General features: G+C 74.7%; 12 protein-coding genes. 10 read left to right on the top strand and 2 right to left on the bottom strand.

Annotated features, from left to right (window positions below; translation table 11 throughout):
• The first annotated feature begins 13 nt into the window (after positions 1-13).
• The 4 genes from QRT05_RS03005 (at position 14) to pheA (ending at position 7,279) form a co-directional block, all read left to right on the top strand.
• Complete coding sequence (locus QRT05_RS03005) at positions 14-838, top strand: DUF5926 family protein (protein WP_289445137.1); 825 nt, start codon at positions 14-16, stop codon at positions 836-838.
• A gap of 76 nt (positions 839-914) precedes the next feature.
• Entirely contained in the window at positions 915-1,904 is a 990-nt protein-coding gene (locus QRT05_RS03010) for a glycosyltransferase family 2 protein (protein WP_326522627.1), read from the top strand.
• Between the two features lie 25 nt (positions 1,905-1,929).
• A complete protein-coding gene (locus tag QRT05_RS03015; protein WP_289445138.1) occupies positions 1,930-6,324 on the top strand; it encodes a hypothetical protein in 4,395 nt (1,464 codons plus the stop codon).
• A 10-nt stretch (positions 6,325-6,334) separates the two neighbouring features.
• The gene (gene pheA / locus QRT05_RS03020; protein ID WP_289445139.1) at positions 6,335-7,279 is read left to right on the top strand and encodes a prephenate dehydratase; all 945 of its coding nucleotides are present in this window, start codon (positions 6,335-6,337) and stop codon (positions 7,277-7,279) included.
• On the opposite strand, the gene QRT05_RS03025 is transcribed toward pheA, so the two are convergent.
• The gene (locus tag QRT05_RS03025; RefSeq protein ID WP_289445140.1) at positions 7,276-8,451 is read right to left on the bottom strand and encodes a diacylglycerol/lipid kinase family protein; all 1,176 of its coding nucleotides are present in this window, start codon (positions 8,449-8,451) and stop codon (positions 7,276-7,278) included. The genes pheA and QRT05_RS03025 overlap by 4 nt on opposite strands.
• An 83-nt stretch (positions 8,452-8,534) precedes the next feature.
• Here QRT05_RS03025 and serS point away from each other — a divergent pair, with 83 nt between their 5' ends.
• The 4 genes from serS to QRT05_RS03045 all read left to right on the top strand — a co-directional run bounded on the left by serS (position 8,535) and on the right by QRT05_RS03045 (position 12,367).
• A complete protein-coding gene (gene serS / locus QRT05_RS03030; protein WP_289445142.1) occupies positions 8,535-9,818 on the top strand; it encodes a serine--tRNA ligase in 1,284 nt (427 codons plus the stop codon).
• Positions 9,815-10,612 (top strand): HAD family hydrolase, encoded by a 798-nt coding sequence (locus tag QRT05_RS03035; RefSeq protein WP_289445144.1) that lies wholly within the window; start codon positions 9,815-9,817, stop codon positions 10,610-10,612. The genes serS and QRT05_RS03035 overlap by 4 nt, the downstream gene beginning before the upstream one ends.
• An 88-nt stretch (positions 10,613-10,700) precedes the next feature.
• Complete coding sequence (locus QRT05_RS03040) at positions 10,701-11,465, top strand: hypothetical protein (RefSeq protein WP_289445146.1); 765 nt, start codon at positions 10,701-10,703, stop codon at positions 11,463-11,465.
• Positions 11,466-11,509: 44 nt separating this feature from the next.
• Complete coding sequence (locus QRT05_RS03045) at positions 11,510-12,367, top strand: EamA family transporter (protein ID WP_289445148.1); 858 nt, start codon at positions 11,510-11,512, stop codon at positions 12,365-12,367.
• On the opposite strand, the gene QRT05_RS03050 is transcribed toward QRT05_RS03045, so the two are convergent.
• Positions 12,368-13,336, bottom strand: coding sequence for a zinc-binding dehydrogenase (locus QRT05_RS03050; RefSeq protein ID WP_289445151.1), 969 nt, complete (start codon positions 13,334-13,336; stop codon positions 12,368-12,370). It lies immediately after the preceding gene.
• 228 nt (positions 13,337-13,564) lie between these two features.
• Here QRT05_RS03050 and QRT05_RS03055 point away from each other — a divergent pair, with 228 nt between their 5' ends.
• Positions 13,565-18,304 carry an ATP-binding protein gene (locus tag QRT05_RS03055; RefSeq protein WP_289445153.1) on the top strand — a complete coding sequence of 1,580 codons (4,740 nt, stop codon included), beginning with the start codon at positions 13,565-13,567 and terminating at the stop codon, positions 18,302-18,304.
• Positions 18,305-18,377: 73 nt separating this feature from the next.
• Entirely contained in the window at positions 18,378-18,827 is a 450-nt protein-coding gene (locus QRT05_RS03060) for a roadblock/LC7 domain-containing protein (RefSeq protein WP_118766041.1), read from the top strand.
• Position 18,828: the final 1 nt, after the last annotated feature.

The following is an 18,828-nucleotide window of genomic DNA, read 5'->3' on the forward strand; positions in this document are numbered from 1 at the left end:
GTAGCCTGGCCCCATGGCCAAGAACACTGGAGAGTTCGTGCTGCGCCCGTTCGAGGGCCTCCCGGGTGAGCCCGACTGGGTCGCGCTCAAGGAGGTCGTCCCGGCGGCCACCGGGACCGCGCGCACGACGAAGGAGTACGGCTCCCGCGAGGTGCTCGTCACCACCGTGCTGCCCCAGGCCTGGCCCGCGCTGCACCGCGCCGACGGCGTGATGCTGCTGGCCCTGCAGACGGCCAGCAGCTCGGGCGACGCCAGCCGCGACCTCGCGGCCGCGCTGCTCGAGGCCATCGACGCCGAGCCCGGCACCGCGATCGAGCTGACCGGCCTGCCCGAGCCCGGTCCCCGCCTGCAGGACGTGCTCGACCTGTCGGTCCCCTTCGAGGTCACCGTCCGGGACACGTTCGCCTACTGGCTCGCGCCCGACGTCGAGCGCACCGAGGACCTCGCCGCGGCGATCGAGGAGGCCGACGCGGGCATCATCGACACCCGCAAGCTGGCGGCCGCCGACTCGGCGTACTGGTGCCGCATGGGTGCGCGCGAGTTCCTGCGCTGGGCCCAGCCGCACGAGGAGCAGGTGGTGCTGGACGGCCTGGCGCGGCTGCACGCTCGTCGCGAGTCCGGCTTCGACGGGGCGAAGTTCGTGGGCTACTTCCGCTCCAGCGGGCTCGTCGTGCCCGTCTGGGAGCTGCCGCGCGGCACGGAGGCCGAGGACATCGAGGACGCGGTCGCGCAGTTCGCCCCCCGCTTCGCCGAGGCGCTGGCCAGCACCGAGCCGCTGGACGCCAACGAGCGGCGTGCGCGGGCGGGCCTCGTGGCCCGCCAGGTCACCCTGCGCTGACCGCCCGCGTGGACGACTCGCTGCTCCGTCGCTGCCCGGGCGTCGTCGCGCACGCGATCTCGCTAGGCTGACCGCCGTGATGGCCCAGGGCACCCAGACCCCCGACGACGAGGGGGCCGCGACGCCGCGCCCGCGGGCTCGCTCCCGGGCCGCTCGGACCCGGACGGCGGCGACGACAGGCCAGGAGCCCACGGCCACGGCCGCCGAGCCGACCGCCGCACCGGAGGCACCCGAGCCGACAGAGCCGGCTGGGCCGCAGCTCCCGTCGCCCGCGCCGCAGCAGGCGCCCCGTGCGCCGCGCGCCCCCCGCGCGCGCCAGCGGGTCGCCGTCGTCATCCCCGCCAAGGACGAGTCGCGGCGCATCGCCGCCACCGTGCGCTCGGCCAAGGCCATCCCGCACGTGGACCTCGTCCTCGTGGTGGACGACGGCTCCGAGGACAACACGCAGCACGTCGCCCGCGAGGCGGGGGCGGTGGTGGTGCGGCACTCGCACAACCGCGGCAAGGCGGCGGCCATGGAGACCGGCGCCGCCGTGGTCGCCATGCGGGACGCGCCCGACCGGCTCCCGCGCGTGCTGCTGTTCATCGACGGCGACCTCGGCGAGACGGCGGTCAACACCGCACCGCTGGTCCCCCCCGTCGTCGAGGGGCACACCGACCTCGCCATCGCGCTCATCCCGCCGCAGCCTGGCGCCGGAGGGCGCGGCATCGTGGTGGGCGCCGCGCGGCGGGCCATCCAGTCCATGACGGGCTGGACCCCCACGCAGCCGCTGTCCGGCATGCGCTGCCTGACCCGCGAGGCGTTCGAGGCCGCGACCCCGCTGGCCCGCGGCTGGGGGGTCGAGACCGGCATGACCATCGACCTGCTGCGCCGCGGCTTCCGCGTGGTCGAGGTGCCGTGCGACCTGCGGCACCGGGCGTCGGGCACGGACCTCAAGGGCCAGCTCCATCGGGCGGCCCAGTACCGCGACGTGCAGCTGGCCGTGAACGCGCGGCGCGTGCGCTCCGCGGCGGGTGCCGTCAAGCGCAAGGTCACCCCCGCGCCCGGACCGCAGACCCACCGCTGACGAGCCCGCCCCGTAACCTGGGCCCGTGCCCCCGCTGCTCCGCCGGTCCGCCCGTGCCCTGATCACGGCGCTCGTGGCGTGCCTGGCGGTGGCGCTCGGTGCCGGGCAGGCGGTGGCCGACGACGACGCCGCGGACCCGGCTCCGCTCGTCCTGGTCGGTGTGGGCGGGCTGCACTGGTCCGACGTGGACCGCGCCGCGACGCCGACGCTGTGGCGGATGATCACGGGCGGGTCCGTCGGCTCCATCTCGGTGCACACCCCCAGCCCGGTGACGTGCCCGCTCGACGCGTGGCTCACCATCTCGGCCGCGAGCAAGGTGGCCGTCCCCGCGCCGGAGGGCGACGAGGCGGACGGCTCCGACTCTGTCCCCGTGGAGTGCGAACCGCTCCCCGAGGTCGCGCCCGCGTCGTCGTCGCCGGACCCCTCGCCGCACAAGGTCCGCGGCTGGGCCGGGCTCTCGAGCACCAGCACCAAGGACCTGGGCGTGCCCGGCACGATCGGCCAGCGCATCGCCGACGCCGGTACGTGCACCACCGCGGCCGCTCCCGGCGCCGCCATCGCGCTCGCCGATGCCGACGGACGCGTCCAGCGATATGCGGCCGCACCGGGATCCCTGAGCGCCGCCGAGCTCGCGGCCTGCCCCGTGACCGTCCTCGACGCGGGTGAGCTGCCCGCGGACCGGACGCAGCGCTCGGACGCGCTCACCGCTCTCGACGACGCGCTCGCCCTGGTGGCCCGCACGGTGCCGGTGGGCACGCGCGTGCTGGTCGCGGGCGTCTCCGACAGCCCGACGGGCGAGACGGGCCTGCAGGTGGTGGTCGAGTGGCGTCGCGGCGGGGGGCCGGTCGGCTGGCTCTCGTCGGGCTCGACGCGCAGCTCCTCCGGCATCGTCACGCTCGCCGACCTGGGAGCGACGCTCGCCGAGGCGGGCGGCGCCGACACGAGCGACCTCGAGGGCTCGCCGCTGGTGGTGGACTCGGAGCGCCGCATCAGCGTGGACCGCACGGTCGAGAACCGGCGCTACCTCACCGAGATGACGACCATCAGCCCGCAGCTGCTCCCGGTGCTGCTGCTCACCGCCGCCGCGGCCACCCTGCTGGCGCTGGGCGCCGTGGCCCTCGCGCGCCGGCGGCACCGCACGCCGGCGCCCGCCACGCGGCGAGTGGTGCTGGCGACGCTGCTGCTCGGCGTCTGCACGCCCGTCGGGGCGCACCTGGCGGCGCTCTCCCGCTGGTGGGGCTCCCCCGCGCCGCTGTTCGCCGCGACGGGCTGGTACGTCGTGGCGACGGTCCTGGTCGCGCTCGTCGCGCTGCTCGCCTCCCGCGTCCTGCCCGCGGGGCGGTGGCGCCTCGCGGCGGCGGTCGCCGGTGCGACGTGGCTCGTGCTGACCGTGGACGGCGTGACCGGCACCGTGCTGCAGCAGGGCTCCGTGCTCGGCTCCACGCCGGCCGCCGGCGCCCGGTACTACGGCTTCGGCAACACGACGTTCGGGGTCTACGCCGCCGCGGCGCTGGTGCTCGCGGGTGCGGTCGGCGCGTGGCTGCGCTCGTCCGGCCGGCGGTGGGCGTCGGTGCTCGCCGTGTCGGCGGTGGGCCTCGTGTCGGTGGTCGTCGACGGCTGGCCGACGTTCGGCGCGGACTTCGGCGGCGTGCTCGCGCTCATCCCGGCCTTCGCGGTGCTCGTCGTGGCCGTGGCCGGTGCCACCGTGACCGTCAAGCGCGCGGTCCTGATCCTCGTCGGCGCCGTGGTCGCCGTCACGGCCGTGGCGGTCGTCGACTGGGTCCGCCCGGGCCGCAGCTCCCACCTCGGGCTGTTCGTGCAGCGCGTCATCGACGGCGACGCCTGGCCGGTGATCGCGGGCAAGGCCGGCGGCGCCTGGGCCACGGTCGACCAGCCCGCCGGGGCGTTCGCCGCGCTCGCGTGCCTCGCGGTGTGCGCGGTGCTCGTCGGACCGGACCGCTGGCGGCCGGGGTACCTGCGCCGCGCGTACGCCTCGTGGCCGCTGCTGCGCGCCGTGCTCGCGGCGGTCGTCGTCGCGGCCCTGCTGGGCGCCCTCGTCAACGACAGCGGCGTGGTGGTCGCCATCTCCGTGCTGGGCCTCGCGGGCGTCAGCCTGGTCCTGTCCGCGCTCGCCAGCGCCTGGGACCGCCTTCCCGCCACCACGGTGCCGTCCCAGGCCGACTCCCCGCTGCGGCGCATGCCCGCCGTGGTGGTCGCCACGGGCGGCGCGCTGCTCGCGGTGCTGCTGCTCGTCACGATCACCGTTCCGGCGCAGACCGCCGTCGCCGGCGCCGTCACCGCGGGCGGGGGGCAGGCCGCCGTGCCTGCCGGCAAGCCCGTGGTGGTCATCGGGACCGCCGGCCTGACCTGGGCCGACGTCGACCGGGCGAGCACGCCGACGCTGTGGGGGCTGCTGCGCGACGGCGCGGCGGCCGGTGCCGTCTCCCCCGGGGTGACCGGCCGGTCGTCCTGGTGCGTCTCGGCGGGCTGGCTGGCATTGAGCGCCGGTCAGGCGCCCGTGACGGGCGAGTCGGTGGACGGCGACTGGCTCTGCGCCCCCTGGGACATCACGCCCGCGGGCGAGGGCGTGACCGTCGAGGGCTGGGACGGGCTCGAGTCGCTCCAGTCCCGCTCGGTGTTCCACCCGATCATCGGCGGGCTGGGCGACACCCTGGCCGACGGCGGCGTCTGCGCCACCGCCGTGGGCCCGACGGCCGCGCTCGCGCTGGCCCGCAGCGACGCGAGCGTGGCGCGCTACCGCACGCTCGACCAGGCGACCACGAACCCGACCGACGCGTTCTCGTGCCCGCTGACGCTCGTCAGCGTCGGCACCGTGCCGCACTCGGCTCGCGACGTGCCCGAGCTGCGGGCGCGCTCGCTCGCTGCTCTCGACGCCCAGGTGCGCACGCTGCTCACGGTCATCCCCTCGGGCTCGACCGTCATGATCGTCGACACCGGCAACCCCGCACCGGCGCGCCCGTCGCTCGGCGTGGGGCTGCTGGACTCCGACGAGGTGACGGGGACGCGCTACTGGTCCACGCCCTCGACGCGGTGGGTGGGCGTCGTGCGCCTGCTCGACCTCCCCGCGACCTTGCTCACGGCCGTCGGCATCGAGCCGCCCGACGTCTTCACCGGGTCCGCGATCACCGTGGGTGAGGACCGGCCGGCGGAAGCCGCGACCGCCGCGCGGCAGCTCGCGGACCTCACGGTGCGCGACCAGGCGCTGCGCGGGACGGCCGGCAAGGTCACCACCACGCCCCTCGTGGTCGCGCTGCTGCTCATCCTCGGCATGCTGCTCGCGCCCACGGTCGCCCGCCTGCAGCCCCGCACCGAGCTCGCGGTCCGCCGCGCGGCCGACGCCGCCATGCTGCTGCTGGCCTGCCTGCCCGCCGGGGTCTTCCTCATGACGGCCACCTCGTGGTGGCGGTTCGCGTCGCCGACCGCGGTGATGTGGTGGTCGGTGCTCGGCTGCACGCTCGTGGTGGCGGCCGCGGCGGCGCTCGTCCCGTGGCGTCCCGTGATCGGCGGGCCGGGGATCGTCGCGCTCGTGACCTTCGGCATCCTGTCGCTCGACGCGCTGCTGGGCACGCCGCTGCACCGCGGCAGCCTGCTGGGGCCCGCGCCCACGCTGGGCGGTCGGTTCTACGGGTTCGGCAACCCCACCTACTCCGTCTACGTGGTGGCCGCCCTGCTGGGTGCCGCGGCTCTGGGCACCTGGCTGCGCCGCTACGGGCGCTGGGTGGCCGGCGCCGGGGCGGCGCTGGTGGCCGGGGCCGCGCTCGTCGTCGACCTGTGGCCCAGCCTGGGTGCCGACGTCGGCGGCGGCCTGGTGCTGCTCCCGGCGGGAGCCATCGTGGTGCTCGCCGTGGCCGGCATCCGGATCACCTGGCAGAAGCTGCTGGTCGCGGGCGTGGCCGGTGTGCTGCTCGTCGCGGGCATCGGCATCCTCGACTGGTTGCGGCCCGCGCCGCAGCGCACGCACCTCGGCATCTTCGTGCAGTCCGTGGTGGACGGGACCGCCTGGGACACGATCAGCCGCAAGCTGGGGTACGCCGCGCGCACGATCGGCGGCGGCTGGGTGTCGTGGGTGACGCTCGCGCTGCTGGTGGTCGGTGTCCTGCTGGTGTGGAAGGGCTCGCCCCTGCGCTGGGCCGCCTGGGACCGCCTCGAGCGGCACTGGCCGCTGGTCCGGCCCACGATGTTCGCCCTGCTGGTGGCCGCGATCGGCGGCTCGCTGGTCAACGACTACGGCATCCGGATCGCCACGTCGGTGCTGGCCGCCCTCCTGCCGCTGCTCGGCGTGCTGCTCGCGCGCAGCGCGCCGCTGCCCGGCGACCAGGCCGAAACCGTTGGCCGTACCGAAACCGTTGGTCAGGGCGAGGTGGGCGAGCACTACCCTGCGGACCAGCGCACCAGCTGACGGGAGAACCATGGCACTGCCCCGCTACGCCTACCTCGGCCCGGCCGGAACCTTCACGGAGGCCGCGCTGCGCCAGGTGGTCTCGCCCGACGACGCTGTCTACCTGCCGCAGACCGACGTGACCTCCGCCATCGCCGCGGTCCGCGCGGGCGACGCCGACTTCGCCGTCGTCGCCATCGAGAGCACGGCCGAGGGCGGCGTCACGGCCACCCTCGACAGCCTCGCCTCGGGCGAGCCGCTGGTGCTGCTGCGCGAGGTGCTGGTCCCGGTGCAGTTCACGCTCGCCGCGGCGCCCGGCCGGACGCTGGCCGACGTCCGGCGCATCTCCGCGCACCCGCACGCGTGGGTGCAGTGCCGCCGCTGGATCGCCGAGCACCTGCCCGACGCCGTGCACGTGCCGGCCACGTCCAACACCGCACCGGCCGCCCTGATCGCCTCGGGCGGCTCGGGCGAGCTGCCGTTCGACGCCGCGCTCGTGCCGCCGCCTGCGGTCGAGACCTATGGCCTGACCACGCTCGCGGAGCACGTCGCGGACACCGCCTCCGCCGTGACGCGGTTCGTGGTCGTCGGGCACCCCGGCGACGTGCCCCCGCCCACGGGTGCGGACAAGACGACGCTCGTGGTGCACCTGCCCGACAACGAGGCCGGCGCGCTGCTCGCCATGCTCGAGCAGTTCGCGGTGCGCGGCGTGAACCTGTCGCGCATCGAGTCCCGCCCCATCGGCGACTCGCTGGGCCGGTACTCGTTCTCGATCGACGCCGAGGGGCACATCCGCGACGAGCGCGTGGGCGAGGCGATCATGGGCCTGCACCGGCGGTGCCCGTTCGTGCGCTTCCTGGGCTCCTACCCACGGGCCGACGCCGTCGAGCCCACCGTGCACGTCGGAACCGCGGACGCGGACTTCGTCGAGGCGCGGTCGTGGCTGCGGGAGGTGCGCGGGGGGACTGCGACCTAGACGCCCGACGTCTGCGGCTGGAGCGCGGCCACGCGCACCACGAGGGCGCCGGGGTCCACGCGCGCGGCCACCTCGACGACGCGTCCGACGATCTCGCCGTCCACCTGCGCGAACTCGCCGGCGGGGACGACGATCTGCACCTCCTTGGCGCGCCGGTGGTCGATGCGGCCGATCTTCGGGGCGTTGGTGGTGCTGACCCCGAAGCCCTGGAGCACCACCTCCCCGAACAGCTGGGCCCAGCCCGCGATCCCGCCGCGCGCGTCGATGGCCGCGAGGTCGAGCCAGCCGTCGTCGAGCTCCGCGTCGGGGAGCAGCGTCAGGCCGCCGGGCAGCCTGCCGCAGTTGCCCACCAGGAGGCTGCGCAGACGGGCGGTGGTCGACCGCTCGCCGTCCACCCGCACGTGCACGCGGGTGCGGTCGCCGCGCAGGTGCTTGATGCCGGCCACGAAGTAGGCGATCCAACCCATCTTGGCCTTGAGGTGCGGATCGGTCGCGGCGACCATCGCCGCGTCGAAGCCGAGGCCCGCGATGACCAGGAAGATGTGGTCGCGCGGCGCGTCGGGGTCGGCGGGGCGCTCGTCCGCGGCCTCGGCGACCTTGTCGTGCACGTCGGACTCGAAGCGCAGCACACGCAGCCAGCCCACGTCGATGCTGCGGTCCCGGCCGGTGAGCGCGATGCGCAGGGCCGAGAGCGGGTCGCCCAGCGGCAGGTCGAGGTTGCGCGCCAGCAGGTTGCCGGTCCCGATCGGCACCAGGCCCATGGGCACCGAGGTGCCGATCAGGCCTTCGGCCACCGCACGCACGGTCCCGTCCCCGCCGACGGCGACCACCACGTCCGCCCCGGCGTCCACCGCGGCGCGCGTCTGCCCCACGCCGGGGTCCTCGATGGTGGTCTCGAGCCACATCGGCTCGGACACGCCCAGCTCGGCGGCCGTGCGGCGGACCGCCTCGCGGAGCTCGGCCGCCTCGGGCTTGGACGGGTTGGCCACGAAGGCCACCATGGTGCCGCCCTCGTCCACCTCGCGCGCGAGGCCCCGGGCGGCCGGGCTCACGGTGCCGGCCTCCAGCCGGCGGTGCAGGCTGTTCTGCTCGCGGTACACCATGACCGCGATGACGATGGCGGCGACCGCCAGCACACCCGCCGCGATCGCCACCCACCCCACCCACGTCACCAGGGCAATCTACGGGTAGCGCGGCCCGGGCCGACAGGAATTCGCGGTCGGAGGCGGTCCGGCTCGTCGGTAGGGTGGCGCAGGTGATCGATCTCCGCCTGCTCCGTGATGACCCCGACGTGGTGCGCGCCAGCCAGGTCGCGCGCGGTGACGACCCCGGTCTGGTCGACCAGGTGCTCGCCGCCGACGCCCTGCGCCGCTCCTCGCTCACCGAGTTCGAGACCGTGCGCGCCGAGCAGAAGTCCCACGGCAAGCTGGTCGCCGCGGCGAAGGGCGACGAGAAGCAGGCGCTGCTCGCGCACGGCAAGCGGCTCTCGGAGCAGGTCAAGGCCCTGCAGGCCGACGCGGACGCCGCCGAGCAGAAGGCCACCGAGCTCGCGCGCCGGATCGGCAACGTCATCGAGCCCGGCGTCCCCGCGGGCGGGGAGGACGACTACGTGGTCCTCGAGCACGTCGGCACCCCCCGCGACTTCGCGGCCGAGTACGGCGCCGACTTCGTGGTGCGCGACCACCTCGACCTGGGTGAGGGCCTGCGAGCCATCGACACCGAGCGCGGCGCCAAGGTCTCGGGCGCGCGGTTCTACTACCTGACCGGCATCGGCGCGCGCCTCGAGCTCGCGCTGCTCAACGCGGCCGTCGACCGTGCGCTCGCGGCCGGGTTCACGCCGGTCATCACGCCCACGCTGGTCAAGCCGGAGGTCATGGCGGGCACCGGCTTCCTCGGGGCGCACGCCGACGAGATCTACCGCCTCGAGGCGGACGACCTGTACCTGGTGGGCACCTCGGAGGTGGCGCTCGCGGGTTACCACGGCGGCGAGATCCTCGACCTGTCGGGCGGTCCCCTGCGCTACGCCGGCTGGTCGGCGTGCTACCGGCGCGAGGCCGGGTCCTACGGCAAGGACACGCGCGGCATCATCCGCGTGCACCAGTTCCACAAGGTCGAGGCGTTCGTCTACACCACGGTCGAGGACGCGGCCGACGAGCACCGCCGCCTGCTCGGCTGGGAGCAGGAGATGCTCGCCCTCGCGGAGCTGCCGTACCGCGTGATCGACACCGCGGCGGGCGACCTCGGCTCGAGCGCCGCGCGCAAGTTCGACTGCGAGGCCTGGCTGCCCAGCCAGCAGCGCTACCTCGAGCTCACGTCGACCTCGAACTGCACCACCTTCCAGGCGCGCCGCCTCGGGGTGCGCGAGCGGACCGCGGACGGCTCGGTGCGCACGGTCGCCACGCTCAACGGCACGCTGGCCACCACGCGCTGGCTCGTCGCGCTGCTCGAGAACCACCAGCAGCAGGACGGCTCGGTCCGCGTGCCCGTCGGGCTGCGCCCGTACCTCGGGGGCCTCGAGGTGCTGGAGCCCGTGCGTTGAGCCGCGCCCGGATGGTCGCGCTCGACGTCGACGGCACCCTGATGTCGTACGCGGGCGTGATCTCCGAACCGGTGCGCGAGGCGGTCGCCGCGCTGCGCGACGCGGGCCTGCACGTGGTGCTCGCCACCGGGCGCGGGCTGCACGCCACCTTGCCGGTGGCGCGGGAGCTCGGCCTGAGCGCAGGCTGGGCCGTGAGCTCCAACGGTGCGGTCACCACGCGCCTCGACCCCTCGGCACCCGACGGGTTCGAGGTCACCGAGGTCATCCGCTTCGACCCGGCACCCGCGCTGCGGGCGCTCGCGCTCGAGCTCCCGGACGCGCTGTACGCCGTCGAGGACCTGGCCGCCGGGTTCCGTGTCTCCGGCGAGTTCCCGGCCGGTGAGCTGTCGGGCCACGTGCAGGTCGTCTCGTTCGACGATCTCCTGGCCACGCCCGCCACGCGCGTCGTGATCCGCGCGCCGGGCAGCAGCCCCGAGGAGTTCCACGCCCTGGTCGAGCGCGTGGGCCTGCAGGAGGTCGAGTACGCGGTGGGGTACAGCGCGTGGCTCGACCTGACGCCGGGGGGCGTGTCCAAGGCGAGCGCGCTCGAGTCGATCCGGCGCGGGCTCGGCGTCGAGCCGCACGAGACCGTGGCCATCGGCGACGGCGGCAACGACGTCCAGATGCTGCAGTGGGCCGCGCGCGGCGTCGCGATGGGTCACGCCACGGAGCGGGTCCGTGCGGCGGCCGACGAGGTCACCGGCACCATCGACGACGACGGCGCTCTCGCCGTGCTGCGCAGCCTGCTGGCCTGAGCGGCAGGGCCAGTGCGCCCCGCGTTGCCGGTCCGGCCGGCCGCTGGAACACTCCGAGGCGTCATCGGTGACGGGCGAGGGAGCGGGCATGAAGGTCTTCAGCTGGACGAGACGGGCGACTGCCGTGCTGGCCACCGTCGCCCTGGCGTCGACGGCGGCGGTCGCGGGAGCGTCGAGCGCCGGAGCGGCCGCGTGCTCCGCGACCAGGAGCACGAGCATGACGGTGCACGCGACCGCGACGGCCTACGACTTCCAGACCAAGCTCGACTACTCCGGCAAGGTCGAGGTCACCGAGCGCTACTACTACTCGAAGAACTCACCGATCGCGAACCACACGATCACCGTCCTCGCGTGCAAGGACCCGAAGACGAAGACGTGGAAGCCGCTGCACTTCACGGTCACGGCCCGGCACGGTGAGCTCGCGTACCGGGTGCTCGACGGCAAGGCCAAGGTCGACTCCCGCGGCATGGCGGTCATCGTCAACAAGGTCGGTGCGAGCAAGGTGCACCTCACGGCCATCGCGTGCAACACCAAGCCGCAGAAGCTGTCCCCGCTCGCGGTCTCCCGCGCGCTCACCCAGATCCCCGTGCCGGGGCCCTACGTGATCGGCCTCGGCCAGGCGGCGGCCGCGCTGCTGCTGCCGAAGGCCCCGGCGACGAAGTACTACTGCGGCGCGGTGGGACCGGCGTTCACCGCCTCGTGGAAGCTGAGCTCGACCGGCAAGGCCAGCCTGAGCTTCGGCTCGACGGGTCATGTGATCCGGGCGGTGAGCACCACGTGGAACGTGCCGACCGGTCCTTACTACAGGTCGGTCCAGACCACCTACCAGCGCAGCATCGTCATCACGCGGTGACGACCGGGGCGTGCGGCTCCCACCGGGACGCCTAGCCTGGTCAGGTGCCCGCGCCGCTGCTGTTCGTCCTGTCGGGGCTGACGCAGTACGCGGGCGCCGCGCTGGCCGTCGGCCTGTTCGCCTCCATCGCCGCACCCGCGGTCGCGTGGTTGCGCATCGTCGTCGCGGCGCTCGTGCTGGTCGGGTGGCGCCGGCCGTGGCGCACGCGCTGGACCCGGCGCGAGCTGGGTGTCGTCGCGCTGTTCGGCGTGGTGCTCGCCTCGATGAACGTGACGTTCTACGTCGCGATCGACCACCTGCCCCTGGGCACCGCGGTCGCCATCGAGTTCGCGGGGCCGGTCGCGGTCGCGGCAGTGACCGGGCGGGGGTGGCGCGAGCGCGTCGCCATCGCGATCGCCGCCGTCGGCGTGGTGCTGCTGGCCGGGGTGAGCCTGGACGCGGGTCCGGACGCCCGCACGGGCCTGGTCGCCATCGCGTTGGCCGCGGTGTTCTGGGCGGCCTACATCCTGCTCGGACGGCGGGTCGCGACCGCCCGCAGCGGCGGCGTGACGGGCCTGGCGCTCGCGATGACCGCGGGCGCCGTGGCGTTCGCGCCGTTCCTGGCGTCGCAGGCCACCGCGGTGCTGCACGACGCCTCGCTCGCGGCGGCGGTGGTTGGCGTCGGCGTGCTGTCGTCGGTGATCCCTTACGCCATCGAGCAGGTGGTGCTACGCCGCGTCCGCCCCGCCACGTTTGCGGTGCTCCTGGCCCTGCTCCCGGCCACGGCGGCGGTGGTGGGAGCGATCGCGCTGCACCAGGTGCCGCACGGGCTCGAGGTGCTGGGTCTGCTGCTCGTGTCGGGGGCGATCGCCCTCACGGCCCGCTCGTCGGACGCGGCCGAGGAGGCGCCGCCACCCGCCTGATCACGGCTCGAGCACCAGCTTGCCGAACACCTCCCCCGAGTCGAGCAGCCGGTGCGCCTCGGCGGCCTGGTCCAGCGGGAGCGCGGCATGCACCAGCGGTCTGATGCGGCCCGACGCGACCGAGGGCCACACGTGCTCCCGCACGCCCGCCATGATCCGCGCCTTGTCGGCAGGCGCGCGCGAGCGCAGCGCGGTGCCGAGGACCGTCAACCGGCGCGCGACCAGCTGCCCCAGGTCCAGCTCCGCCCGTCGGCCGCGCTGCAGGCCGATGACAGCCAGCCGGCCGCCGTCGGCCAGCATCGCGACGTTGTCGGCCAGCCCACCCGCACCCAGCACGTCGAGGATGACGTCGACGCCCGCGCCGCCGGTCGCCGCGCGCACCTGGTCGACGAGGTCGTCCGCGCGGTGGTCGAGCGGGACGTCGACGCCGAGCTCGGTCAGCCGCGCCGTCCGGGCGGGACCGCCCGCCGTGGCGAGCACGCGGGCCCCGAACACGGCAGCGGCCATCTGGACGGCGATCGAGCCCACGCCGCCCGATCCGCCCCGCACCAGCACGGTGTCGCCGGACCGCAGCCCCGCGGCGTCGAAGGTGGACCACGCCGTGGCCAGCGCCTCCGGGAGCGCGGCCGCAGCGCGGTGCGTGAGCCCGGGCGGGACCGGCAGTGCGAGCGCGGCGGGCACGGCGACGCGCTCGGCATACCCGCCGCCGCCGAGCAGGGCGGCGACCGGCGATCCCGCGGCCCACCCGACGGGACCCGACAGGACGACCCCGGCCACCTCGAGGCCGGGCCACGGCGGCGCATCGGGCGGCGGCGGGTACTGGCCGAGACGCTGCAACACGTCGGCGCGGTTGACCCCCGCAGCGGCCACCTCGATGAGAAGATCCTCAGGCCCCGGTACCGGGTCCGTGACGTCTGCGGGCTGCAGGACGTCCGGTTCGCCCGGCTCGGTGATCACGATTGCTCGCACGACGTCGACCGTATCCTCCCGGACTCCGCCCGATTCGTCCGGGACGAACCGCGACAGAGCGGGGCGAGGTCGGCGTATCCGCCGGGGTGAGGTCCATGGCAAACTCTGCCGCGGGCTAATGGTCCCGCGTCCAGGAGCCGATGAGGTGCGAACGGGGAACCCCACGGATTAGCCGGAAAGCCGGCCGACCGTGGTCACACCCAGAGTCGGGTGAAGGAAGGGATCGACATGCTGCGACGGCTTGGCATCCGCGCCAAGGTGATGGCGGTTCTCGCCGTCCCCATGATCGTCCTGCTCCTGGCCGGTACGTACATCTCGTACGGCGCCGTGCAGAACCTCCGCGACGCGCAGGCCGCCGAGCAGGTCATCAAGACGCTCGAGGCGTACAAGCCGCTGTCGACCGCGGTCGAGACCGAGCGTGTCGCCACCCTGACGGGTGGGAAGAAGGAAGAGATCGCCGCGGCACGCAAGGCCACGGACGCGGCTCTGACGGACGTGCGTGAGGTCACCGCACGTCTCGACCTGGGCGCCTTCCCCTCCGCGCTGTCCACGCACTTCCGCCAGGTGCAGGAGAGCTACAACACGAACCTACCGACCGCCCGCAAGGCTGCCGACGCCGGCACCGGCGCCGGTGCGGTCCAGTACAACTACCAGACCATCACCGCTGGTGAGCTCGAGCTGGTCGCCGAGATCGCCGAGTTCATGGAGAACCGCCGCGTCGGCGCCTCGCTGAGCGCCTTCCGGGCGCTCCAGGAGGTCTCGAACGTCGTCGTCACCGAGATGATCACCGGTCTGACGATGTTCGCCAGCGGCCCGCAGGGCGTCAACGACATCTCGAACCAGCGCTACGTCTCGGCCGCGAACGAGACCGAGCGGGCCCGCGGCGACGCGGCCACGCTGGTTGCCCGCATGGACAACGGCATCAAGATGCCGTCGGGTCAGCCCTCGTCGCGGTTCACCCAGGCCCGCCTCCAGCTCTCGTCCAACGACGTGGACCTGGTGTCGAAGCTCGACGTGCCGCACTACACCGAGGACGTGCAGACCCAGCTGGGTGGCATCGTCGAGACCAGCGACGCGGTGCTCGCCACGGCCGACGACCTCGCCTCGGCGGACGTCGACGCGTCCGCCCAGACCGCCTGGCTGACGATCGCCATCGTGGTCGGCGCCGCCGCGTTCTCCCTCTTCTTCGCCCTCCTCGTCGCCCGCGGCATCGTGACGCCGCTGCGGCGCCTGACCTCGGCGGCCTCCAACGTCCGCGAGCAGCTGCCCCGCCTGGTCGAGCAGGTGGCGACCCCCGGTGAGGGCCCCGAGATCACCCTGGCTCCCATCCCGGTGACGTCCATGGACGAGGTCGGCCGCCTGGCCGCCGCGTTCAACTCGGTGAACGCGACCACCGTCGCCGTCGCCCAGGAGCAGGCCGCCCTGCGTGGCTCGATCGCTGAGATGTTCGTCAACGTCGCCCGACGCGACCAGGTGCTCCTCAACCGCCAGCTGTCGTTCATCGACTCGCTCGAGCGCGCTGAGGAAGACCCGAACACGCTGGCCAACCTCTTCCGCCTCGACCACCTCGCCACCCGGATGCGTCGTAACGCGGAGTCCCTCCTGGTGCTCGCCGGCATCGACTCCGGTCGACGCCTGCGCGACGCCATGCCGCTGTCCGACGTGATCCGGACCGCCTCCTCGGAGATCGAGCAGTACGACCGCATCGAGCTGGACCTCCAGACCGACCCGCACATGCTCGGCTTCAACGCGCTCGGCGCCGCTCACCTGCTGGCCGAGCTGCTCGAGAACGCCACGGTGTTCTCCGAGCCCGAGACGCCCGTCACGGTCTCCACCGGCATCCTGGGCCAGTACGTCGCGGTCCGCGTCGTCGACCACGGTCTCGGCATGACCGACGCGGAGATCGAGGCGGCCAACGCGAAGATCGCCTCGACCGGCGCCGGCGACATGCTCGGCGCGCAGCGCCTCGGCCTCTTCGTGGTGGGCCGTATCGCCCACCGCCTCGGTGCGGCCGTGCAGCTCGCCAAGGCCGAGGGCGGCACGGGCACCGAGACGACCGTGCTGTTCCCGGCGCACCTGTTCGCCGCGACCGAGACCTCGACGTACGGCACCGCGCCCGACTCGCCGGCCGAGCTCGCCGCGCTCGTCGAGAGCGAGGCGCCCGAGGTCACCGCTGTCGACCTGAACGCGCTGACGGACGGCTCGACCTCCCAGGGCCTGCCGCGCCGCCGTCGCGGCGAGGGCGACGAGCCGTCGACCGACTCCGCGCCGATCCCCGTCGAGGGCGTCTCCGCCGCGACCGGCCTCCCCGCCCGCCCGCGCAAGACGTTCGACGAGGACAACCTGGTCCTGCCCGACGCTCCCAGCGGCAACCTGTCCGCCGACATCTCCACGCACGGCGCGGACTGGTCGCCCGACGTGGTGGCGCCCGGCGCCGGTGGCCTGCCCAGCCGCACGCGTGCCGGCACCTCGGCCTGGCAGAAGCCCGAGGAGCCCGCAACCCCCGCGTCGTCCGCGTCGGTGCCCGCCCCGGCCGCCCGTGCCGGCCTGTTCTCCGGCTTCCGTGGCCGTACCGCCGACGACAACGCCGGCGACCCCAGCACGCCGGATCCCGTGCGCGCTCCGTGGATGTCGCTCGGCGGCCAGCACGCCGCGCCCGTCCCCGAGATGGTCATCCCCGACCTGGTCGACGACGACGACGAGCCGTGGGCCCCGACGATCGCCGACGCCCCCGTCGACGAGGCGCCCGCTCTCGCGAGCGACGAGGCCGCCGAGTCGTGGACCGCTCCCGAGGCGGCCCAGCCGGCCGACGAGTCTGCTGCCGACGAGGCGGTAGAGGAGCCTGCTGCCGCCGAGGTTGCCGAGCCCGCCGCCGAGTGGACTGCGGCCGAGGTGGCCGAGCCCGCTGCCGAGTGGACTGCTCCTGCGGCCGAGTGGACTGCTCCTGCGGCCGAGTGGACGGCGCCCGAGGCTGCTGAGCCGGTTGCCGGGTGGAGTGCCCCTGAGGTGGCCGAGCCGGTTGCTGCCGAGCCCGCCGCCGAGTGGGCTGCGCCCGAGCCTGCTGCCGAGTGGACCGCGCCCGAGTGGACAGCTCCCGAGGCTGCTGAGCCGGTTGCTGCTGAGCCCGTCGCCGAGTGGACCGCGCCCGAGTGGGCGGCTCCCGAGGCCGCCGAGCCGGTTGCCGAGTGGAGTGCCCCTGAGGTGGCCGAGCCGGTTGCCGCCGAGGCCGCCGAGCCGGTTGCCGAGTGGACCGCGCCCGAGTGGGCGGCTCCCGAGGCCGCCGAGCCGGTTGCCGAGTGGAGTGCCCCTGAGGTGGCCGAGCCGGTCGCTGCCGAGCCGGTTGCCGAGTGGGCAGCGCCCGAGTGGGCGGCTCCCGAGGCTGCCGAGCCCGTCGCCGAGTGGGCTGCGCCCGAGGTCGCCGAGCCCGTCGCCGAGTGGACTGCGCCCGAGTGGGTGGCTCCCGAGGCTGCCGAGCCGGTTGCCGAGTGGGCAGCTCCTGAGGTGGCTGAGCCGGCTGCCGCCGAGCCCGTCGCCGAGTGGACCGCTCCCGAGGTGGCCGAGCCGGTCGCCGAGCCTGCTCGCGCCTTCACGTCGTACAGCGGCTACGCCGGCTGGTCGGCAGCAGCAGCTGCTGCCGCCGCCGAGTCCACGGCCGACTTCGAGCGCACGCTCGACGAGGCGCGCGCCTGGCACACCGGGGCCATCCCGACCGTCGCCCAGCCCGCGGCTGCCGCAGTTGAGGCTTCGCAAGCCTGGCCGACGCCCACCTGGGACGCCGTCCCGTCGTGGGACGAGCCGGCCGCCGAGATCGCCGAGCCCACGGTCGACGCACAGCCCGAGCCCGCCTTCGAGCCCGAGCCGGCCGTCGAGGCCGAGCCGGCCGTCGAGGCCGAGCCCGTCGTCGAGCAGCAGCCCGTCGCCGAGCTCGCGCCGGAGGCCGAGGACGAGCCCGCCTGGGCGCCCACCACGCCTGCCTGGGGTGACCACGCCTGGTCCACCCCCGAGGTGGTCGAGGACGACGCCACGCAGCTCTTCACGCCGGTCGAGGCGGCCGGTGCCGTCGAGCCGCTGGCGCGTCGCGTCGCGGAGCCGGTCGCCGAGGCACCCGTCGTCGAGACCCCGGCCGCGCCGGTCTTCTCCCCCGTCGCCGAGGCGCCCGTCGTCGAGGCTCCCGCCGAGCCGGTCTTCTCGCCGGTCAGCGAGGCGCCCGCCTTCCAGCCCGAGCCCGCGGCCTTCGCGCCGCAGACGTGGGCCCCGGCGGTCGTCGCGACCACGCAGGCTCCCGAAGGCTTCGCCGACGTCGTCCAGACGGCCCCGGAGAAGGGTCGCAAGCGCTTCGGCCTCTTCGGTCGCCGCAAGCAGGACGAGGTCGCGGCCGAGGCCGCTCCCGCCGTCGCGCCGACGACGCCGGACCCGGTCCGCGCGTCCGCCTGGGCCCAGCCGGCGACGACTCCCGCACCTGAGCCGCAGGCGGCCCCGGCCGCCGGGTCGTGGGGCGGTTCGTGGAGCGCGCCGTCGGCGCCGGAGCTCACCCCGGTGGCGCCCGAGCCGGCTGCCGCCCACCCCTCGTGGTCCGCTCCGGAGTGGGCTCGTCCCGCCACCGGTGGTGCAGCCCCGCTGTCGTCGGTCCCGCACCCGTCGTTGCCGCCGTCGGTGGCACCGCGGATCGGGACGCTGGACGACGACGTCGCGGCCATGCTCGCGCTTCGCTCCGACATCCAGGAGCAGGCGCTGTCGGAGCTCAGCCAACTGTCCGCCTACCGCCCCTCAGCGGTCGGTGGTCAGGCCGAGCGCCTCACCAAGCGCGTGCCGACGGCCGTCCCGGCCTCGACGCCTGGTCCTGAGGAGTCCGCCGCCCCCGTGCAGCGTGACGCCGACGAGCTCCGCTCGCGCCTGTCGAACTTCCAGTCCGGTACCTCTCGCGGCCGTCGCGCCGCGGGGGACCCGGCGGAGAGCACCAACCAGTGAACCGCCCAACCGCCGCCTCCACCACGGAGACGTCTGAACCCGCAGTCATGAACTGCACCAGCAAGGAGGAAGTGTGACCGCGCTCAGCACCGAGGCAGCCAACTTCGGCTGGCTCCTGGACAACTTCGTCCGGACCGTGCCCGGCACTCGCCACACACTCGTGGTGTCGGCGGACGGTCTGCTCATGGCGATGTCGGAGCAGCTCGACCGCACCAGCGGCGACCAGCTCGCCGCCATCGTGTCCGGCATGTCGAGCCTGACCCGTGGAGCGGCACGGCAGCTACGTGCGGGGGAGGTGCGTCAGGCGATCATCGAGATGGACAACTTGTTCCTCTTCCTCATGAGCGTCTCGAACGGCTCCGTCCTCGCCGTGGTCGCCGAGTCGACCTGCGACGTCGGGCTCATCGGCTACGAGATGGCGATGCTCGTCTCTCGCACCGAGGCGACGTTGACCCCGCAGCTCATCTCCGAGATGCGTGGCCAGCTCCCCGTCGACGGTGCGGTCCGAGCACCGGTCGCCTGAA

It is taken from the genome of Cellulomonas edaphi, from assembly GCF_030362815.1.
GTDB lineage: Bacteria > Actinomycetota > Actinomycetes > Actinomycetales > Cellulomonadaceae > Cellulomonas > Cellulomonas edaphi.

What these genes read in the sequence shown, in the direction of transcription:
- pheA (WP_289445139.1), top strand. Translation starts at nt 6,335, where the DNA reads ATGGCACTGCCCCGCTACGCCTACCTCGGCCCGGCCGGAACCTTCACG.
- QRT05_RS03005 (WP_289445137.1), top strand. Translation starts at nt 14, where the DNA reads ATGGCCAAGAACACTGGAGAGTTCGTGCTGCGCCCGTTCGAGGGCCTC.
- QRT05_RS03040 (WP_289445146.1), top strand. Translation starts at nt 10,701, where the DNA reads ATGAAGGTCTTCAGCTGGACGAGACGGGCGACTGCCGTGCTGGCCACC.
- QRT05_RS03055 (WP_289445153.1), top strand. Translation starts at nt 13,565, where the DNA reads ATGCTGCGACGGCTTGGCATCCGCGCCAAGGTGATGGCGGTTCTCGCC.